The following is a 20,668-nucleotide window of genomic DNA, read 5'->3' as shown; positions in this document are numbered from 1 at the left end:
CCCCCCCCCCCCCCCCCCCCCCCCCCCCCCCCCCCCCCCCCCCCCCCCCCCCCCCCCCCCCCCCCCCCCCCCCGCGAGCAGGGCACCGACGGCGATGAGGCCGACGGAAGTTGACGTGAATCGACGGACGCGGGGCAGGGTCATGGGGACTCCGCAGGAGGCGGGAGGAGAGGTGCGGGAGTCGACGGATCCCTCGCAGCCGGGCAGGCACCTGGCGCTGAACAGGCGGTACAGGATGGCGCCCGGGGCGGCGGCGCGGCTGGAGCACTGTGGAATCACCGTCGACGGGACCGTAGGTCGGTGGGACCGATCGAGTCAATACACCAAGCCGGATGGACGCCAATTGGCCGCCGGCTGGACCGAATTCCGCTTGACGTCTGCCGGTACGTCAGCCGTGCGAGGGCGGGGAGGGTTCGGGTACGTAGGCGAGTAACCCGCCCCGCTCGTGGCAGCCGTTGTCGTCGGCTCGCCGGACTCGGCTACGCGAGCGGCGTGGAGGCCGGCGCGCGGCTTCGGCGGCGCCCGATCCGCATCGCCGTCACCGGCGGCGACCAGCCCCGCACCGTCCCACTGGCGCAGCGGCTGGCCGATCCGCACCGCCGGCGCCGGCCCGGCCTGGCCGATGTCGGGAGGCCTCTCCTGCGGAGTCAGCCCGCCGCGGCCCCGCAGGATTCGCGGACCTTCAGGGTCGGCAGGAGCTGGACGTGGTGGACCGGGAGCGAGTCTGCCGCCGCGATGCGGCGCAGCAGAAGGGCGACCGCTTCGGCTCCCACGGCCTGTTTCGGCGGGGCGACCGCGGTCAGTGGTGGCGCGCCCAGGGCGGCGAGCACGTCGTCGTAGCTGACCACGGCAAGGTCCTCGGGCACCCGTAGGCCCCGGGCTCGCAGCAGCGGGAGCACCTGGATGGCGTCCTGGTCGTTGTGGACCAGGACCGCGCGGACACCGCGCGCGACGGCGGCGGCCAACTGCCCCGCCACGGCCTCGGCGTCCGCCCCGGGGTTGAGGATGTCGATCACGGGCTCAGCGGTCAGGCCGAGCAGTTCGCAGCCTTCGGCGTAGCCCACCCGGATCTCGTGTGCGGTCCAGGTGTCGCGGCGGGCGGCCAGGGCCACCCGGTCGTGCCCGGAGGCGGACAGGTGGCGCAGGGCGAGGAGCACACCGTGACGGTGGTCGGAGGAGACCGAGTCGAGCTCCGCAGCGGGGCTTCCCGGGCGGGGGCGGCGCTCAACCAGGACGGCGGGCACCGGGAGTTCCCCGACCCAGGTCTGGTCGCCGGGGTGATCGGCCGGCGTCCAGTTGGGGGCGAGCAGCAGCCCCTGCACGCCGGACTTCAGCAGCTGCTCGATCTGGACGCGGTCGGCGCTGGCCTCGTAGGAGGAGATTCCGAGGACCAGTTGGGCGCCCGCTTCGGCGACGGCGGCCCGGGCGCCGGCGATGACCTCGGCGAAGTACTGGCCGGCGGCCGGCACGAGCAGGCCGACCGTGGGGCCGTCTGCAGCCCGGTCGGCCGATCCGGTCACTGTCGAAACCGAGCCGTGGGACCGGCGGACCAGGCCGGCCTCGGCCAGCGCCGCAGCGTCCCGCCGAACGGTGACGGCGGGTAGGCCGATCCGCTCCGCGAGTTCCACCACGCGGACCGTGCCGAGCTTCTGCACCTCTTCGAGGATCCGGGTCCGGCGCTCGTCAGCCGAGATCGACATGGCATTCTCCTGCCCTGTGAGTACGCCGGGGCGACGTTGCCGCGCCCGGGTGGACAGGAATCTATCATTCGGTCGGAATTCGATCTGTCGATCGGCGTACGAACCCTGCAGGGACCGGACAGGCGGTCACCTCGGAGGACACGGACACCTCGGTGTGCGGCCGCGGTGTGCTGCCCGGGCCGTCCCCACACCGGTCGGCCCGGGGACGCAGTCACCACTGGGGCATCGCCTCCGAGGTGGTCGACCCGGGGTCGGGGTGGTCGTGGAGCTCGATCCGGCTGGCGGGGCGGTGGAATTCGAGGACCACGACCTCGTTGGCGCCCGCCCGCCAGAGCGGCGCCGGGGCGTACAAGGTGCGCTGCGGGCCGCGGTGCTCGTGTACGGGCGGACGGTGGTGAGCGGGGGTGTCGGCCGTCGCCTCCCAGTGCGCCTTGGTCCAGCCGGTGTACGGGCTGAGGTTTCGGTCCGCCGGGGGAAGTCGCATGGCGTGTGTCCTTCTGGATGGCTCCGGGGACGCCGGGCCCGGCCGGAATCCAGAGACCGTCCGATCAGTCGTCAAGATTTTTGGATCAAATGATCCTTTCGATCAGGCTGCGACCTGACCCTCGCAGCGCGGTCCACACCGACATCCTCGCAGGTAGTGACCCATATGGGCGGGCGAATTGACGACCGGGTCGGTCTGATCATTTCAGATCATTCGGTCCGCTTCCCTTGACTCCAATCAGCGACCTGATCAGGATGACAGCCAGTCGCCCCCCACCATCATCGGATCCGACCCGGCATCTCCCTGCGGAACGTGACCCTCCCCCTCTTAGGAGCCTGCTATGCGCTCACTCTCCTTATCCCGTCGCAGAGCCCTGCGGGCCGGCGCCACCCTTACCGCCGCGACGCTCTGCGCGACCCTGCTCGCCGCCTGCGGCAGCAGCGGCGACAGCACCGCCGCCGCCGAGGACGGCAAGCCGGTGTCCCTCACCTTCTGGGGCTGGGCCAAGGGCACCAAGGAGGTCGTGGACGCCTTCAACGCGAGCCACCCGAACACCCGGGTCGCCTTCGAGGAGATCCCCGCGGGCAACGCCGGCGGCTACGCCAAGCTCTCCAACGCCGTCAAGGCCGGCAACGCCCCGGACGTCTTCAACGTCGAGTACCCGCAACTGCCCGACTTCGTCAGCCAGGGCGCCGTCCAGGACATCAGCAAGCTGGTCGGGGCCGACCTGAAGGCCAAGTACCTGCCGCAGGCCACCGAGCTGACCTCGTTCGGCGGCCGGACCTGGGCGCTGCCGCTGGACTCCGCGCCGCAGGCGTTCTACTACCGCAAGGACCTCTTCGAGAAGGCCGGCATCACCGTGCCGAAGACCTGGGAGGAGTTCCGCACCGCCGCCCAGAAGCTCAAGGCCGCCAACCCGGAAACCAGGATCGCCACCTTCTTCCCCGACGACCCCACCATCTTCGAGGCGCTGGCCTGGCAGAACGGCGCCCGGCTGTTCTCCACCGCCGGGGAGGCCTGGAAGTCCAACCTGACCGGACCCGAGTCCAGGAAGGTGGCGGCCTACTGGCAGCAGTTGGTCGACGAGGACCTCGTCCGGGTCCAGCCCTCCTTCAGCCAGCAGTGGACCGCCTCCCTGCAGAAGGGCGAGACCGCCGGCTACGTCGGCGCCTCCTGGGGCGCCGGCGTCCTCAAGTCCAACCTCGGCACCACCCCCGACATCAACGGCAAGTGGGCCGTCGCCCAGCTGCCCGGCTGGGACGGCGCCCCCGCCAGCGGCATGCTTGGCGGCACCACCTTCGCCGTCTCCAAGGGCAGTAAGAAGGCCAAGGCCGCCGTCGAGTTCGCCACCTGGGCCACCACCACCCCCGAGGGCATCAGGGCCCGCATCGCCTCCGGGACCTCCTCCTCCTACCCGGCGGCCACCGAGCTGATCCCGGTCGCCAAGCAGGCTTTCAACACCGACTTCTACGGCGGCCAGGACATCTACGCCGTGTACGCCGAGGCTGCGAAGTCCATCCGGCCCGGCTGGACCTGGGGCCCCGCCATGGGCGTCACCAACGGCACGCTGAAAGACTCCTTCGGCAAGGTCGCCGGGAAGACCGGCACCATCGACAACGCCCTGGCCGCCGCCCAGCAGACCACCCTCGCCGAGTTCAAGAAGCGCGGCCTGAAGGTCGCCCAGTGACGACCCGCACCACCGGCAACGACACCGCCCGCGCCGCCGTCCTCCGGCGGTGGCACGGGCGGTACGGGGCGCCGGCGATCCTGCTCGCCCCCTTCCTCCTGCTCTTCACCGCCTGCACGCTCGTCCCGATCGGCTACGCGATCAGGCTCAGCCTCTTCAGTGAACGCACCTCCGGCCTGGGCTTCGACGGCAGCAGGCCCGAGTTCGCCGGCCTCGGCAACTACACCCGGGCCTTGCAGGACGAGGGCTACCGCGACGGCTTCCTGACCGTCGTCCAGTACTGCCTGCTCTACATCCCGCTGATGACCGTCTTCGCCCTCGTCCTGGCCCTGCTGCTGGACTCCGCGCTGGCCAGGGCCAAGTACTTCTTCCAGCTCGCCGTGTTCGTCCCGCACGCCGTGCCCGGCATCATCGCCGCACTGATCTGGATGTACCTCTACACCCCCGGGATCAGCCCGGTGCTCGACGCCCTGCAAGCCCTCGGGGCCCAGCCCGACCCGCTCGGCCACCCGCTGCCCGCCGTGGTCAACATGACGCTGTGGCAGTGGACCGGTTACAACATGGTGATCTTCTACGCCGCCCTGCAGGCCATCCCGCGCGAGGTGCTGGAAGCCGCCGTCGTCGACGGCGCCGGCCCGCTGCGCACCGCGATCGGCATCAAGATCCCGCTGATCCGCCCCTCGCTCGCCATGGTCGGGCTGTTCACCGTCATAGGCTCGCTCCAGCTCTTCACCGAGCCGATGATCCTGCACGGCACCTCGCCCGGGGTCACCTCCACCTGGACTCCCAACATGTTCGCCTACACCGCCGCCTTCGAGCGGGGCGACTACGGCCTCGCCGCCGCCTCGTCCGTCCTGCTCGCCCTCGCCGCCGCCGTCCTGTCCTTCGCCGTCACCCGGATCAGCCGCTCCCGCTCCGAGCGCCGGAAGGAGGTCACGGCATGAGCACCTTCCCCCGCCGCCCCTGGACCCTCTCCAAGGCCGCCGTCAACAGCGCCCTCGTCCTGGCCGCCGCCTACACCCTGCTGCCGCTCGGCTGGCTGCTCACCGCAGCCGCCAAGAACACCGCCGACCTGCTCGGCGGGAACAGCCTGACCCCCGCCAACTTCGACCTCGGCAAGAACCTCGGCGACCTCGCCGCCGCCGGCGACGGCATCTACTTCCGCTGGTACCTCAACTCGCTGCTCTACGCCGGGGTCGGCTCGGTCCTGTGCGCCCTGGTCTGTGTGGCGGCCGGCTACGCCTTCCACGTCTACTCCTTCCCCGGCAAGGAGAAGGTGTTCGGGCTGGTCCTGCTCGGCGTCCTGGTGCCCACCACCGCGCTCGCCCTGCCGATGTACCTGCTCGCCTCCGAACTCGGCGTCGTCAACACCTTCTGGGCGGTGTTCCTGCCGTCCCTGGTCAACCCCTTCGGGGTCTACCTGGCCCGGGTGTTCTGCGCCGGCTACATCCCCGGCGAGGTCCTGGAGGCCGCCCGGGTGGACGGCGCCAGCGAACTGCGCACCTTCCGGTCGATCGGACTGCGGATGGTCATGCCCGGCTTCGTCACCGTGCTGCTGTTCCAGTTCACCGCCATCTGGAACAACTTCTTCCTGCCGCTGGTCATGCTCTCCGACAACCGGCTCTTCCCGGTCAGCCTCGGCCTGTTCACCTGGAACGCCCAGACCAAGGCCTTCCCCGAGTACTACCCGCTGGTCGTCACCGGCGCGCTGCTCGCCGTCGTCCCGCTGATCCTCGCCTTCGTGCTCCTCCAGCGGCACTGGAAAGCCGGACTGACCGCGGGGAGCGTCAAGTGAACCCCACCCGCGCCGCCACCGACCGGAAGGACCCCATGCCTGACCCGCGCCCCGTTGGCGGTACGGCCGAACGCCCGCGCGCCGTCCTCGCCATGCATCGCGACCTCCCCGGCCGCCTCATCGACGAGCACACCCTGGGCCGCCTCACCGCCCTCGCCGACCTCGACCCCGGCCTGGTCGTCGACGACTTCACCACGCCGGAGGCGGCCGCCGCCCTCGCCGGGGCCGAAGTGATCATCTCCAGCTGGGGGTGCCCCCCGCTCGACGAGACCGTGCTGGCCGCCGCCCCTCGGCTGCGCGCCGTCATCCATGCCGCCGGGTCGGTCAAGCACCACATCACCGACGCCTGCTGGCAGCGCGGCATCCAGGTCACCTCCGCCGCCTGGGCCAACGCCCTGCCGGTCGCCGAGTACACCGTCGCCACCGTGCTCGCCGCCAACAAGCAGCTGCTGCGCATCCGCGAGGACTACCGCGACCGCCGCGCCCCGTACGACTGGCAGCGCGCCTACGCCGGCGTCGGCAACTACCACCGCACCGTCGGCATCGTCGGCGCCTCCCGAATCGGCCGACGGGTCCTCGACCTGCTCCGCCCGCACGACCTCGACCTGCTGCTCCACGACCCGTACGTCGACGCCGCCGAAGCCGCCCGGCTCGGCGCCCGCGGCGTCGGCCTGGACGAGCTCTGCGCCGCCTCCGACGTGGTCAGCATCCACGCCCCCCAGCTGGCGGACACCCTCCACCTGATCGACGGCCGCCGCCTCGCGCTGATGCGCGACGGGGCCACCCTGGTCAACACCGCCCGCGGATCCCTGGTCGACCAGGACGCCCTGGTCCGCGAGCTCGTCTCGGGGCGGCTCGACGCCGTCCTCGACGTCACCGTCCCCGAGGTGCTGCCCGCCGACTCCCCCCTCTACGCCCTGCCCAACGTGGTGCTCACCCCGCACATCGCCGGCTCGCTCGGCCGCGAGCTGCACCGGATGGCCGCCGCCGCAGCGGACGAACTCGCCCGCTGGACCGCCGGTCGGCCCTTCGCCCACCCCGTGCGCGCCGAGGATGCCCACCGCACCGCATGAGCCGCACACCACGTCCCCGCACGCCCCACGAATCGGAGAACTCCCATTTCCCGCAGGGTGATCGGCATCGTCATGAACGGCGTCACCGGCCGGCTGAAGTACCGCCGGCACCTCGTCCGCTCGATCCTGGCCATCCGCGAGCAGGGCGGCCGGGTGCTCGGCGGCGGCCGGGTGCTGTGGCCCGTGCCGATCCTGGTCGGGCGCGGCGCCCACAAACTGAAGGAGCTCCCGGACCGCCACGGCCTCGCCGTCTGGACCACCTCACTGGACCAGGCGCTCGCCCACCCGCTGGCCGAGGTCTACTTCGACACCCAGGTCACCACCGGCCCGCGAGGCCGGGGCGTGCAACGGCGCCGTCCCGGACAAGCTGTTCCTGCCCGAGCTGCTCAAGCTCAAGCGGCTGGTCGACGGCGGCTTCTTCGGTCGGATCCTCTCGGTGCGTGGCGAGTTCGGCTACTGGGTGTTCGAGGGCGACTGGCAGGACGCCCAGCGCCCTTCTGGAACTACCGGGCCCAGGACGGCGGCGGAATGATCCTCGACATGTTCCCGCACTGGCGGTACGTGCTGGACAGCATCGCGCCCGTCCGCTCCGTCTACGCGCACACCGCCACCCACATCCCGCAGCGAGTCGACGAACGCCGAGATGGCCACCATCGATAGCAGCACCCCCGACATCGCGGCGCTGATCGCCGAGGAAGAGAACACGCTGTAGGAACTGCATACCTCTCTGGCCCCGCAACCAGGACGAGATAGACACCCTGAACGCGGGCCAGCGGTTCACGGCTGGTCAAGGTGACCCCCTGAGACGCGCTGTCGTCATCCTCGATCAGCCGTCCCAGGTGTATTTCCCCGAAGACGCGAACGACGGCACCCCCGTGACTGACCGGGCCGCGCTCAGCCTCTTTGTTGGCTGCCCACAACGTCATGCGCCGACCTCCACACCAGGATGGAGGCGCGCTGCCCCCCGGAAGGAGAGCTCACCCTGCGCTGTCTGCAGCAGCCGAAGGGTCCGGAACCGGGCTCCTCAGTGTGACGCTCTTCTTCTGGGAGGCGCGCCCTATCTCCCCCTCCTGAAATCTAACTACTCGTCAGTAGAGTCAGCAAAGGGTCAGCATTCGTTCGACTGGATCTGACCACAGCCTGATCCACATGAGACTCGACATCAAGGTCAAGGTGCCGTTTCAAGGATCGCATCAACTCCCACCAGGACCCTGGAAGCGGAACGATGGCAGGCATCAAGCGCAGCCCGCGTCCTTGATGACATCAGCGCAGTTCAGCGCACCCTTCCCCTAGGCTTCAAGCGAGTTGGGGGAAGTTCCGGGGCTGGAATCGGAGCACCGTCGTAGCCTTTCACCTCGCCGTAGCGGGTCCCGTTCACCCAGTCGTCACGGAAGCCTGCGATATCCTCCTGGGACCGCCCGATCCAGTTCCAGAACGATTGGATCGCTTGAAGTTTCCGCAGGTCAGAGCGCTACGGGTCCTGCAAAGTCAGCAAAAGTCAGCATCAGAGCGACCCGGCCAGGGGTGCGATCAGGGGGATTTACTTCTTCCGGAACTGGATCGGACCCGGCTCCGCCGCCTCGCGCCGCCTGCCCAGAGTTCCATCGCCGACCAACCTTGCACGCGGAACCGCGCCCGTGGCCACCGGGCGCTGACCGGGAAGAGCACCGGCGGCTACTACGCGATCCGGTTCCGCACGCCGTGCGGTGATCCGTTTCACCCGTTCGGGATCCAGTATCCACTGGATCGTAGAAGCCGTTCAGCTGACTGCTCGTGCAGGGCCGTCAGCTCGATGACGTGATACCCAAGGACCGGATCAGCTGAGCGAGTTCTTCACGGAAGAGCTTTTCCGGGCTGAGGGTCTGACTCTGCAGATGGCCGTAAATCTCCAGTGACACCAGGCCGTGCAGGTGGCTCCAGATGCGCAGGGCAAGGGCCACGCCGGCCGGGGGTAGGTCGGGGAAGGCCGGGCGGACTTTGTCCAGCAGACCGGGGTCGAAGTCGGACCACTCAAAGTCACTGTGCGAGTAATCGAACTCGGCGTGCGGCCAGGCCGCGGCGGCGAGTGCCGCGATGCCGGTGCAGACACGGTGGGCGGCTTCGGGCGCGGCGCCGCCCTCGGGGGGCAGGTAGCCGGGGACGGGGTCGCCGTAGATGAGGCGGAAACCCTCAGGGTTGGCCAGTGCCCAGCTCCTGAAGGCTCGGGCCCATGCCTGGATCCGGACGGCGGGGTCCTGGGCAGGGGCGGCGCCCCAGGCGGCGTCCACGGTGTCGGCCAGTGAGGTGTAGACGTTGCCGATCAGCGTGGTGACCAGGTCGTCGCGTGTAGCGAAGTAGCCGTAGATGGCGTTGGCCGTCATGCCCATCTCGCGAGCGATGGCCCGAAGCGTGATCGCGTCCGGCCCCCCCGAGGCCATCAGCCCCAGTGCGACCTTCTTGATCTCGGCGGTGGTCTCAGCCCTCAGCCGCTCACGGCGCCCCTTGGTGTTTCCCACGGTTCCCATGGCCGCCTACTCTACAGCGTCACAATATTGAGCCTCATATCTAAACTTCACGCCGTATAGTTTCTGTATGCCGTGAAAAACGGTGGCGGTGCACACGACTACCCAGGGAGAGCCATGCACATCGGAGTCATCGGGGCCACGGGCGGAATCGGCAGTCGCGTCGTCACCGAGGCCCTCGACCGGGGGCATCACGTCACGGCATTCAGCCGCGACGCCACGCGGATCGACGAGGACCGGAAGAACGTCGCCTGGAACAGCGTCGACGTCCTCGACGCCGACGGCATCGCCGCCGTCATACCCGGCCTCGACGTACTGATCAGCGGATTCCAGCCCGGAAACGCCGCCAGGGACACCGCCGACACCGTGGCCCGCTCGATCGCCGACCCCACGGTGTACGCCACGGCCGCGCGAGCACTCCTAAAGGCGCTGGAGAGTCATCCGCGGATCCGGCTCATCGTCATCGGCGGCGCCGGCAGCCTGGAGATCGCGCCCGGAATCGTACGGGCCGACTCCGACGCACTCCTACACGAGACCCTCGACGCGATCGGCCTGCCGAGGGAGTACTCCGCCGCAGTGCGCGGCCACCGCGATGCCCTGAACGTCCTGCGCACCTCCAACCGGCTGTGGACCTACTTCAGCCCTGCCGAGGACATCGCACCCGGCGAACGTACGGGCCGGTTCCGGATCGGCGGCGACCAGCCAGTCCGCGACGCGGACGGGCGCAGCCGCATCTCCATGGAGGACGCCGCCGTCGCCCTCGTCGACGAGGCGGAGCTGCCGCGCTTCGTCCAACGCCGCTTCACCATCGGCTACTGACCCAGCTGCCGGATGGCCCTGATAGTGCGCCACCGCGCCGGCGGGACCGGATGCCCACGGAGGCGAAGACCCGAACGTCTCCCGCCTGTTCGGCATTGGCCCACCTGCCGACTACGCCCCGGCCATCGGCCGGTAGGTGCACACGTGCACTCCGGTGCCGCTGACGACCGTGGAGACCAGTTCGAACGTGCGGAGGTGACCGTCGGCCGGGTAGATCGTCTTACCGCCACCGACGAGCACTGGCAGGATCATGAGCCGAAGCTCGTCGACCAGTCCCTCGGCCAGCAGGGTTCGGGTTAGGGACGCGCTGCCCATGACCACCAGGTCACGGCCTTCGGCTTCGCGCAGCTTCTTGATCTGGTCCAGCGCTTGGTCGCCGGGGATGCGTGTGGTGTTGTTCCACGTCAGCTCGTCTTCGCCGAGGGTGCTGGACACGACGTACTTGGTGACGCTGTTCATGTGGTCGGCGAACGGGTCGCCGGCCCGGTCCGGCCACGCCGCCGCCATGGTCTGCCAGGTGCGGCGTCCGAACAGCAGGGCCTCGGTGCTGGTCTGCCACTCGGTCAGAGCGCCACCCATCACCTCCGGGTCGAAGAACGGGTGGCTCCAGCCACCGTGGGCGAAACCGCCGTCGGTGTCCTCGTCCGGGTGCCCCGGGGCCTGAACGACGCCGTCCAAGCTGATGAATTCACCAATCGCAATGCGCATGGGGGTGTCTCGCTTCCTGATTTGTTGGGTTCAGATGGGATGGACCGCGGCGGTACCGACGGCTTGGAGGCGCATGTCGGGCTCCATACCGCTGGAATCCTTGTCGTCGCGACAGAACAGAAGCTAGGTTGCGTTCAGCGATTCAGCAACCGGTGGAACCATCAACCCTTGCATCGATGCAGGCCACTTGACCAATATCATTGCAATGGACCCGCCGCTAAATGCAACATGACCGTCAGCCATTGCAATGGCATGAGCGTGAACGCTCAGTGGCGGCTTGTGTGGACTACTTCGCGCTGTCCTTCGCGAGGGTGTGGGCGACCAGGGCGTTGGCGTGGCCGTGCCCCAGGCCGTGCTCGGACTTGAGCCACGAGACGAGTTCCATGTGCTTCGTCAGGGGGGAGGTCCGGATCAGGTCCTTCCATTCCGCGATCGGACGGCCGTACTTCTTCTCGATCGAGGGGAAGTACGCGGCACCTGCAGTGAGTCCGACATGTCGTCCGTGCCTTTCGTTCGTTCCGGTGTGCGTGAGTGTTCGAGTGCGTGAGTTCCGGTACGGCTAGAGGCGCGCCAGCCGGGCTGTCACCGCGGCGAGTCCGGCCAGGCCGAGTGCCGCCCCCGCCGTGAAGGACAGTACGGAGGCACCGGATCCGACGAACCCGGCGAGGACGCCCACCGGGAGCAGGCGGCAGGCGACCGCCCACCCCGGCTGCCCCTCGGCGGCGAAGCGGCGGGACAGGAGCAGGAAGGCGGCGCACAGCGCGAGGTAGCCGATCATGCCGCAGGCCATGTGGATCGCGCCGTGCACGCTCAGCGCGGCGGTCGCGGAGTCCGGCGTACCGGCCGGGAAACCGGCCCCGGGGTCGGCCGAGAACACGCCGCTGACCAGGAAGGACGCCCCGAACACCCCGACCAGCCACGGCGCCGCGCGGTGGGCGGGACCCTCGGGCACCGATCGCCGCATACCGACCGCACCGGCGATCAGCAGGGCGCCGGCGACGAAGAAGTTGGTGATCTGGATCCAGCCCAGGTCGCCGAGGCTCAGTTGGCTGATGGCGTTGCGCGTGAAGTCGAAGCCCTCACGCGTCAGGCCCTGGGCGATCCCCGCGCCCAGGAACAGCGGCCCCGCCACCGCTGCGCCCTTCAGCAGCACCCGCGCCGAGGAGTCGGACCCCGCAGTGGTGGAAGCGGAGGCGGGGGCGGTGGCGGGGGCGGTGGCGGAGGCGCTGATCGTGTCGGTCATGGCATGCCTTCCTCATGTGCCGCACCCACCCGGGGGCCGGGCCTGCGGCGTTGGAATCTCGTTGCATGTAAGACCGTGACGGAGACCCGAACCCATCGGCCCCGATCGTGTGACCTGCGTCACACAAACAGGACCGATGTCGCCGACGCAGGCTCAGGCTCAGGCGAACAGCTCGGCGAGCAGCTCGGGGCCGATGGCGATGGGAGCAGGGCGGTAGGCAGGAGGCTGGGTGCCCAGCAGCTCGCGGACCAGGAAGTCCCAGCAGCGTGTACGGACATAGGCCAAGTGGTCGATGAACGTGTGCTCGGCGCCGGGCACGATGAGCAGCTCGAAGTCCTTGCCGGCGGCGATGAGCCGGTCGGCCAGGCGGAGGGTCTGGTCCGGGTGGACCTGGTCGTCCATGTCGCCGTGGATCAGGAGCAGCTTGCCGGCCAGTCGGTCGGCGAGGTCGATGCTGGAAGTGCGGCCCCAGGCCTCGGGGTTGTCCGCGCCGTCGTAGGTCTCCACGAAGCCGGCGTTGAAGTGGCGGGCGTCGTGCGAGCCTGAGAGTGCGGCTCCCACCTTGTATGTCTCGGGGAAGATCAAGTTACATTCCGTTGACAGTGTCAACAAACTTCGGGTGGGACCTGCGCGCGGAATCATGCGCCCGCGCAACGCACGCCCATTACGCTTCCAGTCCATCGGAGCAGCCGAGCAGGGGGATTCGATCATGAGCATCGGTCACGTAGGCGAAGAAGAGGGCGACCGCGACAGCGTCGATAGCCTGATCAGCAACTGGGAGCACCTGCTCTCCCGACTACGCAGGACCGGCGACGAAGTACGCGCTCTCCATGCGCGCATGACACCCTGGCACGGCCCGGAGCCGCGACGCGCGGCCGACTGGGATTGGATCATGGAGGCATTCGCACGCGAGGCCGCCACCGCCAACAGCAACGACTTCAAGAGCTTGATCCTCCAGACCACAGGGCTGCACCACCGCGGTATCGAGGTCCTCAATCCGGATCGCGGCCCTCAGCCCATCCCCTCCGCGTTCGTGCGACGCATGCCCGAGAACCAAGCCAAGATCGAGGCCGAACGCTACGAACGCCAAGGCCGTCACGTACTCGCCTACCAGCAACACATCCGCCAGTGCCTTGAACACTTCGTCACCGCCTGGACCGCGCTCATCGACGGCTGCTCGATCTGCGACTGGGAGATGATCGACGACGAGTTCCCCAAACTCGCTCAGCTACAGGAGGAAGCCGGTCGGGCCTTCGCCATCTGGACCGACCTCGACCGATAGCCGAGCACTGCATAGGGCCATGCTGGTGTCGATTGCTCCCTTGTACTGATCGCGGGTGGGAACCACTGGCCAGCGACCTGAAGCACAGATGTGGTCAGGCCCCTGTTTCCGGCGGCTGCCCGTGTTCCAGGTAGGCGGTCAGGCCGTTCGTTCGAGCCTGGATGCCAGCGGCAATTCGACGCGCGAGTCGGGGGATGGTGAGTTCTGGCACCTGTTCGGCGTGGTGGAAGTCGTAGCCGCGGAGCTCACCTGCTTGCAGTGCGATCTGTTGGCGGTGGTCTGCGTCGAGGCGGCCGCCATCGAAGAGGTAGAGGACCTTGTCTCCCTCTCCCGGGTTCGGCGCCCAGTCGATGACGAGGTGGCGGCCGATGTGGGGCTTGATGCCCAGCTCCTCCTGGACTTCGCGAACACAGGCTTGTCGGGGCGACTCGCCGTGTTCGACGTATCCACCGGGAATGTCTCGATAGTCCTTGTACGACGGCTCGACGAGGAGGACTCGATCAGCTTCGTCAAAGAAGAGAGCGCCGGCCGCCATGCGGGGGTGGGCCATCTTCGCTTCACGCTCGTTCTCGCTCACGGATTGGACTCTAGCCGCCTGCCACGATGCGGAGCCTTCGGGCTAGGTCTGCCACGGGATGGGACGGCCGGCCCCTGGTACCCCGTATCCAGCCGATGACCAGTTCTCGGCTCATGTAGTGGTGGCGGACCTGCTCGGGGGCGACCTGTTCGGCTTCCAGCAGGACCGCCAGGGCTTCGTCGGTTCGGTTCCATGCACTCAGCGCCCTGGCGACTTCGAGGCTGTGCCGCGCACGCCGTTCCAATGGCATACCGCTGGTATCGATTCGCGGGCCAAGGTCCGCGGCGATCTGAATGTCGCCGAGTTCGCCGGCGGCGGCTACGCAATGAATGGCCACGTTGGTCGGACCGAAGGCCGTCCACAGGTGGTTGGCGTCGGCAGCGAGTCGCTGCGCGGTCTCATCAGCCTCACGGAGGAAGGTCTGCGTAGTCGACCGGTCCTCTGCCCGGGCGGCGGCCATCGCCCCGGTGAGGAACAGCGTGCCGTACACCGATAGGTACTCGTCGCTCGCGTCGCCCAGTTCGGGCTGCATGACTGCTGCCGCGTGTTCACCAGCTGGATCGCTGCCGTGAAGCGTCCGGTGGCCAGGAGGCAGTGCGTGACCGCGCGGAAGAGCGAACCCGTGGCCTCGCTTCGACCGCTATGCAAGCGGCTATAGAGCTCACGCGCAAGTCCTCAAAGGAAACGGGCAGATCAGACCGAGCCAACAACAAGAATGTGCGCCGACGCATCGTGGAACACGCCATGCTCGTCGGCAAGGCGGGCCGTCGCTATCGCATCCGCAACCAGCGCTCCCGCCTCTTCCTGGCCGGCACAACGACCGGCCGCGACGACGTACGCCCACCCCGGGCCCTCGATCCCGTGCACGCGCACACCACTCAGACCCACTGCGCTGACCTCCTCGGCCAGTTCGGCAGCGTTGTGGAAGTGCACCACCGTGAACCCCCTGCTGCCATCGTAGGAACCCGTACGAACCACCTGCGAGACCTCGCCGGCCAGCAGCTCCGGGGACAGGCCGGCACTGACGGTGTAGTCCTGCATCAGGGAGTACCGGGAGATTCCTGCAACCGCCACGACGCCGCCCTGCACAGCAACCCGTTGGGCCTCCCGCAACGCCGTCAGCCGGTCCTCGCGCTCCGCCAAGTGGTATAGCGGACCCAGGAGCAGCACCGCATCGAAACTGCTGTTCGAGAAGTCCAGCTGGCGCGCATCCCCTTGGGTGGCCACGCATCCTGGCGCACGTTCCCGGGCCTGCTCCACATGCTTCGGAACGGGGTCCACCAGGTGGACCTCGTAGCCCTCCTCGACCAGCCACCGGGCGTGGGTACCCGGGCCTCCGCCGACGTCCAGTACACGGCCAGGCGGTGGAGGCAGGTATTTCCGTAACAGCTCCCGCGTGCGCTCGAATTCCAGACGGCCCGTCGCTGTGGAATTCAGGCGTGCCGCCTCGTCGTACTCGCTGTAGTAGGCCGCGATACGGGGATCCATGCTCGTCATGCTTCGCGAGAGTAGAGCCCACCGCATGCTGGCGTCACCCGGATTGAGCCTCGGCGACCCCGGCGGCCAGGCAGTGGCCATCAGGGTGTCGTGGTCGTCCCAGTGGAGCTTGAAGCCGCTGGCGTCCTGGGTGGTCAGGTAGGCGTTCACCTGCACCAGCTCGCGGGCCCACCACTGGAGTGCGCGGCAGGTGGCTTCCATGGCCGGGTCGAAGAAGTCGACCTCGTCCAGGACCATGGTGCAGCCCTCGCGCATCAGCCCGCCGACGCGGCGCATGTCGGCCATGGGGATGGCCTGTCCCCTCCGGGTGACGGAGGGCTGGATGTAGCGGCCGGGGTGCAGTTCGGCCCCGTCCTGGAAGATCCGGAACTGGGGCGTGGTGACGCTGCGGCGCATCACCAGGTCCAGCAGCTTCCTGGGGTTGAGCAAGCGATCGAGCAGATCGAGATCCTTGATCGTTCCCCGGGCGAAAGCGGCTCCGAGTGCGCCGGGGCCGTCCCAGCCGAGGGCCTTCTCCATTGCGGTGACGAAGTGGTGGTCCACGTCTTTCTCCAGTCGACGTCATGGGGGTGAAGACCGGGGGCCAGCCATGAATGACGGGCCCCCGGGTTGGTGCTGCGGTGTGCTGGTGGCGCTACTCCTGCGGGAGGTTCAGGCCGTCGCGGTTCTCGCCGTCGTCGCCCGCGGAGGTGCCCGTGGAGTCGGACTCGGCCGCCGCGGCGGTGAAGCGGTCCTGGACCTTGATCAGGCTCTCGACGCCGATCAGCAGGTCTTCCTTCTGTGCTGCCATACGTGTCTCCATTTCGTGGAAGTCCAAGGCCGACGGGTGCCGGCCCGGCCCCTATGGGGCATGCCTCACCAGCCCCGCTATGCGGAGCAGTGAGGAGATGGAGGGTGGCGCGAGGCCACGGCTCGAACGAACGGCGCTTCCGGGGCTGGTTGACGGTCAGCGGCTGGGCTCACCGGCGACGGCCAGGGCGACCACCAAGACGGTGACGGCAGCGGCGTAGAGGAGTACGGCAAGCTGTTGGCGCCAGCCCCGCCGTGCTCGACCACGTGCCCGGGGCTCCCCCTCTAAGGGAGCGTTCAACCGCGGAACGCGGCCACTACGCCGCCCCCGGTTCGATGGGCGCCAGGCGAAGGGCACGTGCCGCCGACGACTTACCGCCACAGCGGGGGCACTCGCACGGGGGGTAGCGGCCCGGATTGGAGAGGATGTCGAACGGGTCGCCTTCCAGGACCCGCATGCCCGGCGACCACGTCCGGCCCGAGTCCCGCGACACCCGGATGCTCATCAGGACGCGGGGCTCTCTGCCCAGGTCAGACGTTCCACTGAGGGCCATTCGCTCTGTGTCAGGAGTGCCTGCCGCATCATGCAAGGCAGTCATCCTCGGTCGCTTCGCCATGTGCAGAAGGATCGCGATCAGGACGATGAGGCAGAAAGGCCCAGCGGGTTACCCAACTTGGGTAACATCACGGTCCGTTGAAACCCCGCAGCGATCCGTAGCCTTCCTCCGGAGCATGTCCGATGCCCGAGTCACGTCATACGAAGGAACTGCCGGCAAGTCTGCTCACCGACTCCGAGCTGATCGACGCGTGCCGCGTACGCGACTTCGCGAGGGTCTTTCGTCTGGTCAAGGCCCGGGCAGGTATCTATCCGTCCATGATCGCGCGCCAGTGCGAGCTGACGCCCAGTCGGGTGGGCGAGGTGATCGCGGGCCAGCGGCAGCTTCTCCACATGGACGTGATTGAGCGAATTGCCGACGGCTTGCGCATCCCCGGGCACATGCTCGGGCTTTCCCGACGGGAGTGGGAAACGCCGGCTGCGCTCGCGGTGGCCGAGCGCGAGCCACCCGAGCCGGTCCACCCGCCCGCTGGACCCGGACCGCTTGCTGCCTTACCCGGGGTGGAGGTGGACAGCATCCTCGCCATGGCCGCCGGAACCAATCCGAGCCCCTCCACCCTCCAGGCGCTCCGGTCCTCGATCGAGGACTATTGGCGACGCGACGACGAGCACGGTGGAGAGACCCTTCGCCCGGCCGTCGTAGGCCAGCTCCGTTACGTCGAAGGGCTGTTGAAGGACAGGCGGCCGACACCGATACGGCATGGTCTGTACGGCGTCGCGGCGGAGTTGGCGCGACTGACCGGATGGACATACTTCGATGCTCGGCAGTACCAGCAGGCCCGCGCGTACTTCTCGGAATCTCTGCAACTGGCCAGGGAGATCGACGACCATCCATTCATGGCGAACGTGCTGGCCTGCATGAGCCTCCAAGCGACCTACCAGGACAAGCCGGCGGACGCGCTTGCCCTGGTGTCTGCCGCCCAGGACCAGACCCGTGCCGGCACGACGCCGAGGGTGCGGGCGATGCTGGCCATGCGCGAAGCCTTCGCCCACGCGACCTTGGGGGACAGGAAGGCTACGCACACCGCGATCTCGGAGGCCCACAGCCAGTTCGAGCGCATCCACGAAAGCGACCCGGACCCGTCATGGGTGACGTACTTCGACGAGCCGAAGCTCATCGTGGACACCGGCATTGCACACGGCCGTATCGGCGAGGCGGCGATCGCCGAACCATTGATCGCGGACGCGCTGGCGCGCGAGGACCCTGCGAACCAGCGCGGCCGAGCGTTCCATGCCTTCTGGCTTGCCCGTACCCAGCTCCAGCGGGGGAAGCTCGACCAAGCCTGTCACACGGCGATAGAGGCGCTGGTGCCCGCCGCAGCAGTGTCGTCGGAGCGGGTGACCGGACACCTTCGCGAGTTCTACGAGCAGCTTGCGCCCTACCGCGAGGTGCCGGCCGCGGTTGCCTTCGAGGCACGCCTACGGGCGACGCTTCCCCCGCCGGTTCAGCGAACCCCTTCGTCCATCAGGACGTAGAGGAGGCCGACCAGAGCGCCGCTGCTGACGATCTCACGGCGGTCGATCATGCCCCGGATGTTCGCCAGCGGGATCCACTCGACCCGGTCCGACTCGTTCTTCTCGGTCGGAGGCCCGTCATACGTCGCACCGTCCGCGCGGAACAGGTGGTGCTGGGAGTCCGTGATGCCGTTCGCCGGTTCCGCGTAGATCAGAGGCTTCATCGGGCCCGGACGCCAGCCGGTCTCTTCGAGGACTTCACGGGCAGCGGCCTCACCGGGGGTCTCGTCCGCCTCCACCAGACCCATGGGCAGCTCCCAAGCCCACGCGTCCGTGATGAAGCGGTGGCGCCACATCATCAGGACCTCTCGGCGATCGTTGACCACAGCGGCCACGGCCAGGTGGCGGAGCTTGACGACGTGGTGTTCCCAGCGGTGCCCGTCCGGCGTCTCGATGTCGGTGAGCCACAGGTTCACCCACTTGTTTTCGTAGATCGGACGTTCACCGTGGATCTTCCACTGCATCGCTGCGGCCCCTCTCGATCGGCCTCCAGCATCGCAGAACCCGGATGAACCGTAGCCCGATTCAGGCAAATTCACGTCACAGTGACGAATATGGGCGAGGTACCGCCGAGCGCTCCCCCGAGGGTGATCCTGCCCCAGAGAGGACTATGGGACCGCCCTTCTCCCCGCTCCGCGACGCCGGGCACCAAAGTCGGCGTCGGGTCAGCATTGGTCGTGGCAAAGCTGATCCCAGCTGGTCACACATGGGAAACGACGGGAGCCCGAAGAGGGCCTCCGGCGGGCCTCGGCGCCTCCTCCGGCGGAGCAATCTCCGCCGGAGCTCCGGACTCTCTTTCGTCAGTCGCGACTGAGAGAGCCGATCCAGAAAAGTGCAGGTCAGCGCACCCGGCCGCGCGCTTTCAAGGGCCCCGGCGGGAGTGCGGGAGCGGGGATCGGGGGGCCGTCGTAGCCCTTCACCTCGCCATAGCGGGTGCCTTCCATCCAGTCCTTGCGGAACTGGACGATCTCCTCGTTGGAGCGCCCGATCCAGTTCCAGAACATGACGATCTCCTCCTCGAAGGGCTCGCCGCCCAGCAGCATCAGGCCGGCGTCCGAGGCCGCGCGGAGGGGGAGTTCGGTGCGGCCGCAGCCGAGGTAGAGCATGGCGCCCGGGAGGACGGGGACGCCGTCCACGTGGGCTTCGCCGGACATCGACAGGACCGCGTACTCGAAGTCCGGGTCGAGGGGCAGTCGGGTCTCGGTGCCGCCGGCGAGGGTGAGGTCGGCGCCGACGATGGGGGTGTACGCCGTGCCGGGCGAGGTTGCCCCGTCCAGGCTGCCCAGGATCACCGTGGCGGTCAGGCCCGGGGCCGTGACCTGCGGGAGTTCGGGGTGGTGCTGGAAGTGGGGGGCTACGTTCCGGTGTGCGTCCGGCAGGGCCACCCACAGTTGGGCGCCGTGCAGGAAGCGGGCGTGCGGGCGGGGGCTCTCCTCGGAGTGGCTGATACCCCGGCCGGAGGTCATCAGGCCCAGCTCGCGGGGGCGGATCGTGGCGAGGCTGCCTTCGCTGTCGCGGTGCAGGACCTCCCCGTCGTGCAGCCAGCTCACGGTCTGCAGTCCCGAATGGGGATGCGGTGCGACCTGCATGCCGGGCTCGTCCGCGATGTCGTCCGGACCGTAGTGGTCGACGAAGCACCAGGCCCCCACCATGCGGCGGCCCAGGTTCGGCAGGAGTCGGCGGACCTCGGTGGACTCGCCGAGTTTGACGGTGCGCGGGCTGAGGAGCTCGCGCACCGGTTCGGCCACGACGAAACCGCGGCCGCCGCAGGCGGAGAGAGCTGGCTGGCGATCGAGATTGCTCATGTCGGACAACTTAGTGCCGCCCGGTGGTGGAGGCGCCGGTCCTTTGCCTGGAATGTTCCGAAGGGAGGGCGTGTTGGACGGACCGACACCCCACCGGGAGCGATCGGAAGGGACGCGATGAACGCGCCGACGGCATACCACGAGCACGGCACCGCGGCGGAGCGCTGGGAGCGCGCCGGGCTGTTCTTCGAGGCGAAGGAGTACGCGACGGCCGCGCGCGTCCTGGTCACGGTCGCCGACGAGGCTCCGGAGCAGTTGGCTCCCCGGCTGCTGCTGGCCCGCGCCTATTACCACTCCGCCCAGCTGTCGCGCGCGGAGCGCGAACTGCGCGCGATCCTGGAGCGCTGGCCGGTGGAGGACTACGCACAGCTGCTGCTCGGGCGCACGCTGCAGCGTCAGGGTAGGGCGGCCGAGGCGGCCCCGCACCTGCGGATCGCGGCGGCCATGGCGGGCGATTTCCCGGAGTAGGCGGCCCCCCGCCCGCGCCCGCTCACTCGCGGCCCCGCCGGCCCACCCGCGCGCGGCCGCCGTGCGCCCGGCGGGCACCCGCTCCGGGCCGTGCGCGTCCGACGCCTCG

General features: G+C 68.9%; 20 protein-coding genes and 3 pseudogenes. 9 read left to right on the top strand and 14 right to left on the bottom strand.

Translation table 11 applies throughout. The features are described 5' to 3' along the window. Positions 1-647 precede the first annotated feature (647 nt). Both NOD94_RS18400 and NOD94_RS18395 read right to left on the bottom strand, forming a co-directional pair. Positions 648-1,700: a substrate-binding domain-containing protein gene (locus NOD94_RS18400; RefSeq protein ID WP_281207052.1), complete on the bottom strand. Its 1,053-nt coding sequence runs from the start codon at positions 1,698-1,700 to the stop codon at positions 648-650. A gap of 211 nt (positions 1,701-1,911) precedes the next feature. Next, entirely contained in the window at positions 1,912-2,184 is a 273-nt protein-coding gene (locus NOD94_RS18395; RefSeq protein ID WP_281207051.1) for a hypothetical protein, read from the bottom strand. A 340-nt stretch (positions 2,185-2,524) separates the two neighbouring features. Between NOD94_RS18395 and NOD94_RS18390 the strand changes: the two genes are divergently transcribed. The 5 genes and pseudogenes from NOD94_RS18390 to NOD94_RS18370 form a co-directional block, all read left to right on the top strand. Next, positions 2,525-3,871, top strand: a complete 1,347-nt coding sequence (locus NOD94_RS18390; protein ID WP_281207050.1) for a sugar ABC transporter substrate-binding protein — start codon at positions 2,525-2,527, stop codon at positions 3,869-3,871. Between the two features lie 77 nt (positions 3,872-3,948). After that, a complete protein-coding gene (locus tag NOD94_RS18385; RefSeq protein WP_281207057.1) occupies positions 3,949-4,815 on the top strand; it encodes a sugar ABC transporter permease in 867 nt (288 codons plus the stop codon). Beyond that, on the top strand, positions 4,812-5,666 hold the full coding sequence (locus tag NOD94_RS18380; RefSeq protein WP_281207049.1) for a carbohydrate ABC transporter permease: 855 nt from the start codon (positions 4,812-4,814) through the stop codon (positions 5,664-5,666). The genes NOD94_RS18385 and NOD94_RS18380 overlap by 4 nt, the downstream gene beginning before the upstream one ends. Positions 5,667-5,758: 92 nt before the next feature. Then, a complete protein-coding gene (locus NOD94_RS18375) occupies positions 5,759-6,739 on the top strand; it encodes a hydroxyacid dehydrogenase (protein ID WP_281207056.1) in 981 nt (326 codons plus the stop codon). Between the two features lie 45 nt (positions 6,740-6,784). After that, positions 6,785-7,375 (top strand): annotated as a pseudogene (locus tag NOD94_RS18370) (gfo/Idh/MocA family oxidoreductase); the annotation flags it as partial. A 637-nt stretch (positions 7,376-8,012) separates the two neighbouring features. Here NOD94_RS18370 and NOD94_RS18365 read toward each other — a convergent pair. Together NOD94_RS18365 and NOD94_RS18360 are read right to left on the bottom strand one after the other, a co-directional pair. Beyond that, a pseudogene (locus NOD94_RS18365) lies at positions 8,013-8,174 on the bottom strand (pirin family protein); the annotation flags it as partial. A 349-nt stretch (positions 8,175-8,523) separates the two neighbouring features. Next, a complete protein-coding gene (locus NOD94_RS18360; protein WP_281207048.1) occupies positions 8,524-9,243 on the bottom strand; it encodes a TetR/AcrR family transcriptional regulator in 720 nt (239 codons plus the stop codon). A gap of 114 nt (positions 9,244-9,357) precedes the next feature. Between NOD94_RS18360 and NOD94_RS18355 the strand changes: the two genes are divergently transcribed. Further along, complete coding sequence (locus NOD94_RS18355) at positions 9,358-10,059, top strand: NAD(P)H-binding protein (RefSeq protein WP_281207047.1); 702 nt, start codon at positions 9,358-9,360, stop codon at positions 10,057-10,059. A gap of 111 nt (positions 10,060-10,170) precedes the next feature. Here NOD94_RS18355 and NOD94_RS18350 read toward each other — a convergent pair whose 3' ends face one another. The 4 genes and pseudogenes from NOD94_RS18350 to NOD94_RS18335 form a co-directional block, all read right to left on the bottom strand. Continuing rightward, entirely contained in the window at positions 10,171-10,767 is a 597-nt protein-coding gene (locus NOD94_RS18350; protein WP_281207046.1) for a dihydrofolate reductase family protein, read from the bottom strand. 286 nt (positions 10,768-11,053) lie between these two features. Continuing rightward, positions 11,054-11,242: pseudogene (locus NOD94_RS18345) on the bottom strand (DUF4287 domain-containing protein); the annotation flags it as partial. 84 nt (positions 11,243-11,326) lie between these two features. Next, positions 11,327-12,010 (bottom strand): DUF998 domain-containing protein, encoded by a 684-nt coding sequence (locus NOD94_RS18340; RefSeq protein WP_281207045.1) that lies wholly within the window; start codon positions 12,008-12,010, stop codon positions 11,327-11,329. Positions 12,011-12,169: 159 nt separating this feature from the next. Then, the gene (locus NOD94_RS18335) at positions 12,170-12,595 is read right to left on the bottom strand and encodes a prolyl oligopeptidase family serine peptidase (protein ID WP_281207044.1); all 426 of its coding nucleotides are present in this window, start codon (positions 12,593-12,595) and stop codon (positions 12,170-12,172) included. A 124-nt stretch (positions 12,596-12,719) separates the two neighbouring features. On the opposite strand from NOD94_RS18335, the gene NOD94_RS18330 reads away from it, so the two are divergent. After that, entirely contained in the window at positions 12,720-13,292 is a 573-nt protein-coding gene (locus tag NOD94_RS18330) for a hypothetical protein (protein ID WP_281207043.1), read from the top strand. Positions 13,293-13,386: 94 nt separating this feature from the next. On the opposite strand, the gene NOD94_RS18325 is transcribed toward NOD94_RS18330, so the two are convergent. The 4 genes from NOD94_RS18325 to NOD94_RS18305 all read right to left on the bottom strand — a co-directional run bounded on the left by NOD94_RS18325 (position 13,387) and on the right by NOD94_RS18305 (position 16,156). Beyond that, a complete protein-coding gene (locus NOD94_RS18325) occupies positions 13,387-13,869 on the bottom strand; it encodes an NUDIX hydrolase (protein ID WP_281207042.1) in 483 nt (160 codons plus the stop codon). Positions 13,870-13,879: 10 nt separating this feature from the next. After that, positions 13,880-14,401, bottom strand: coding sequence for a hypothetical protein (locus NOD94_RS18320; RefSeq protein WP_281207041.1), 522 nt, complete (start codon positions 14,399-14,401; stop codon positions 13,880-13,882). Between the two features lie 161 nt (positions 14,402-14,562). After that, a complete protein-coding gene (locus tag NOD94_RS41425; protein WP_348652342.1) occupies positions 14,563-15,909 on the bottom strand; it encodes a class I SAM-dependent methyltransferase in 1,347 nt (448 codons plus the stop codon). 91 nt (positions 15,910-16,000) lie between these two features. After that, positions 16,001-16,156 (bottom strand): hypothetical protein, encoded by a 156-nt coding sequence (locus NOD94_RS18305; RefSeq protein ID WP_157853303.1) that lies wholly within the window; start codon positions 16,154-16,156, stop codon positions 16,001-16,003. 738 nt (positions 16,157-16,894) lie between these two features. Between NOD94_RS18305 and NOD94_RS18300 the strand changes: the two genes are divergently transcribed. Further along, entirely contained in the window at positions 16,895-18,247 is a 1,353-nt protein-coding gene (locus NOD94_RS18300; RefSeq protein ID WP_281207040.1) for a helix-turn-helix domain-containing protein, read from the top strand. Here NOD94_RS18300 and NOD94_RS18295 read toward each other — a convergent pair. Together NOD94_RS18295 and NOD94_RS18290 are read right to left on the bottom strand one after the other, a co-directional pair. Continuing rightward, positions 18,217-18,750 (bottom strand): NUDIX hydrolase, encoded by a 534-nt coding sequence (locus NOD94_RS18295; RefSeq protein ID WP_266968873.1) that lies wholly within the window; start codon positions 18,748-18,750, stop codon positions 18,217-18,219. The two genes, NOD94_RS18300 and NOD94_RS18295, sit on opposite strands and share 31 nt — an antisense overlap. Positions 18,751-19,125: 375 nt before the next feature. Continuing rightward, positions 19,126-20,091: a pirin family protein gene (locus NOD94_RS18290; protein ID WP_281207039.1), complete on the bottom strand. Its 966-nt coding sequence runs from the start codon at positions 20,089-20,091 to the stop codon at positions 19,126-19,128. Between the two features lie 117 nt (positions 20,092-20,208). Between NOD94_RS18290 and NOD94_RS18285 the strand changes: the two genes are divergently transcribed. Continuing rightward, positions 20,209-20,559 (top strand): tetratricopeptide repeat protein, encoded by a 351-nt coding sequence (locus tag NOD94_RS18285; protein ID WP_281207038.1) that lies wholly within the window; start codon positions 20,209-20,211, stop codon positions 20,557-20,559. Positions 20,560-20,668: the final 109 nt, after the last annotated feature.

This window comes from Streptomyces sp. Isolate_45, assembly GCF_024721315.2.
GTDB lineage: Bacteria > Actinomycetota > Actinomycetes > Streptomycetales > Streptomycetaceae > Streptomyces.
The sequence above is the reverse complement of the archived record's forward strand: the minus strand, read 5'-3'. Positions and strand labels throughout refer to the sequence as shown.

Coding starts and splice junctions, on each gene's coding strand:
- NOD94_RS18305 (WP_157853303.1), bottom strand. CDS start 16,156: ATGGCAGCACAGAAGGAAGACCTGCTGATCGGCGTCGAGAGCCTGATC.
- NOD94_RS18300 (WP_281207040.1), top strand. CDS start 16,895: ATGCCCGAGTCACGTCATACGAAGGAACTGCCGGCAAGTCTGCTCACC.
- NOD94_RS18350 (WP_281207046.1), bottom strand. CDS start 10,767: ATGCGCATTGCGATTGGTGAATTCATCAGCTTGGACGGCGTCGTTCAG.
- NOD94_RS18355 (WP_281207047.1), top strand. CDS start 9,358: ATGCACATCGGAGTCATCGGGGCCACGGGCGGAATCGGCAGTCGCGTC.
- NOD94_RS18390 (WP_281207050.1), top strand. CDS start 2,525: ATGCGCTCACTCTCCTTATCCCGTCGCAGAGCCCTGCGGGCCGGCGCC.
- NOD94_RS18330 (WP_281207043.1), top strand. CDS start 12,720: ATGAGCATCGGTCACGTAGGCGAAGAAGAGGGCGACCGCGACAGCGTC.
- NOD94_RS18290 (WP_281207039.1), bottom strand. CDS start 20,091: ATGAGCAATCTCGATCGCCAGCCAGCTCTCTCCGCCTGCGGCGGCCGC.
- NOD94_RS18395 (WP_281207051.1), bottom strand. CDS start 2,184: ATGCGACTTCCCCCGGCGGACCGAAACCTCAGCCCGTACACCGGCTGG.
- NOD94_RS18295 (WP_266968873.1), bottom strand. CDS start 18,750: ATGCAGTGGAAGATCCACGGTGAACGTCCGATCTACGAAAACAAGTGG.
- NOD94_RS18285 (WP_281207038.1), top strand. CDS start 20,209: ATGAACGCGCCGACGGCATACCACGAGCACGGCACCGCGGCGGAGCGC.
- NOD94_RS18360 (WP_281207048.1), bottom strand. CDS start 9,243: ATGGGAACCGTGGGAAACACCAAGGGGCGCCGTGAGCGGCTGAGGGCT.
- NOD94_RS18340 (WP_281207045.1), bottom strand. CDS start 12,010: ATGACCGACACGATCAGCGCCTCCGCCACCGCCCCCGCCACCGCCCCC.
- NOD94_RS18400 (WP_281207052.1), bottom strand. CDS start 1,700: ATGTCGATCTCGGCTGACGAGCGCCGGACCCGGATCCTCGAAGAGGTG.
- NOD94_RS18320 (WP_281207041.1), bottom strand. CDS start 14,401: ATGCAGCCCGAACTGGGCGACGCGAGCGACGAGTACCTATCGGTGTAC.
- NOD94_RS18375 (WP_281207056.1), top strand. CDS start 5,759: ATGCATCGCGACCTCCCCGGCCGCCTCATCGACGAGCACACCCTGGGC.
- NOD94_RS18380 (WP_281207049.1), top strand. CDS start 4,812: ATGAGCACCTTCCCCCGCCGCCCCTGGACCCTCTCCAAGGCCGCCGTC.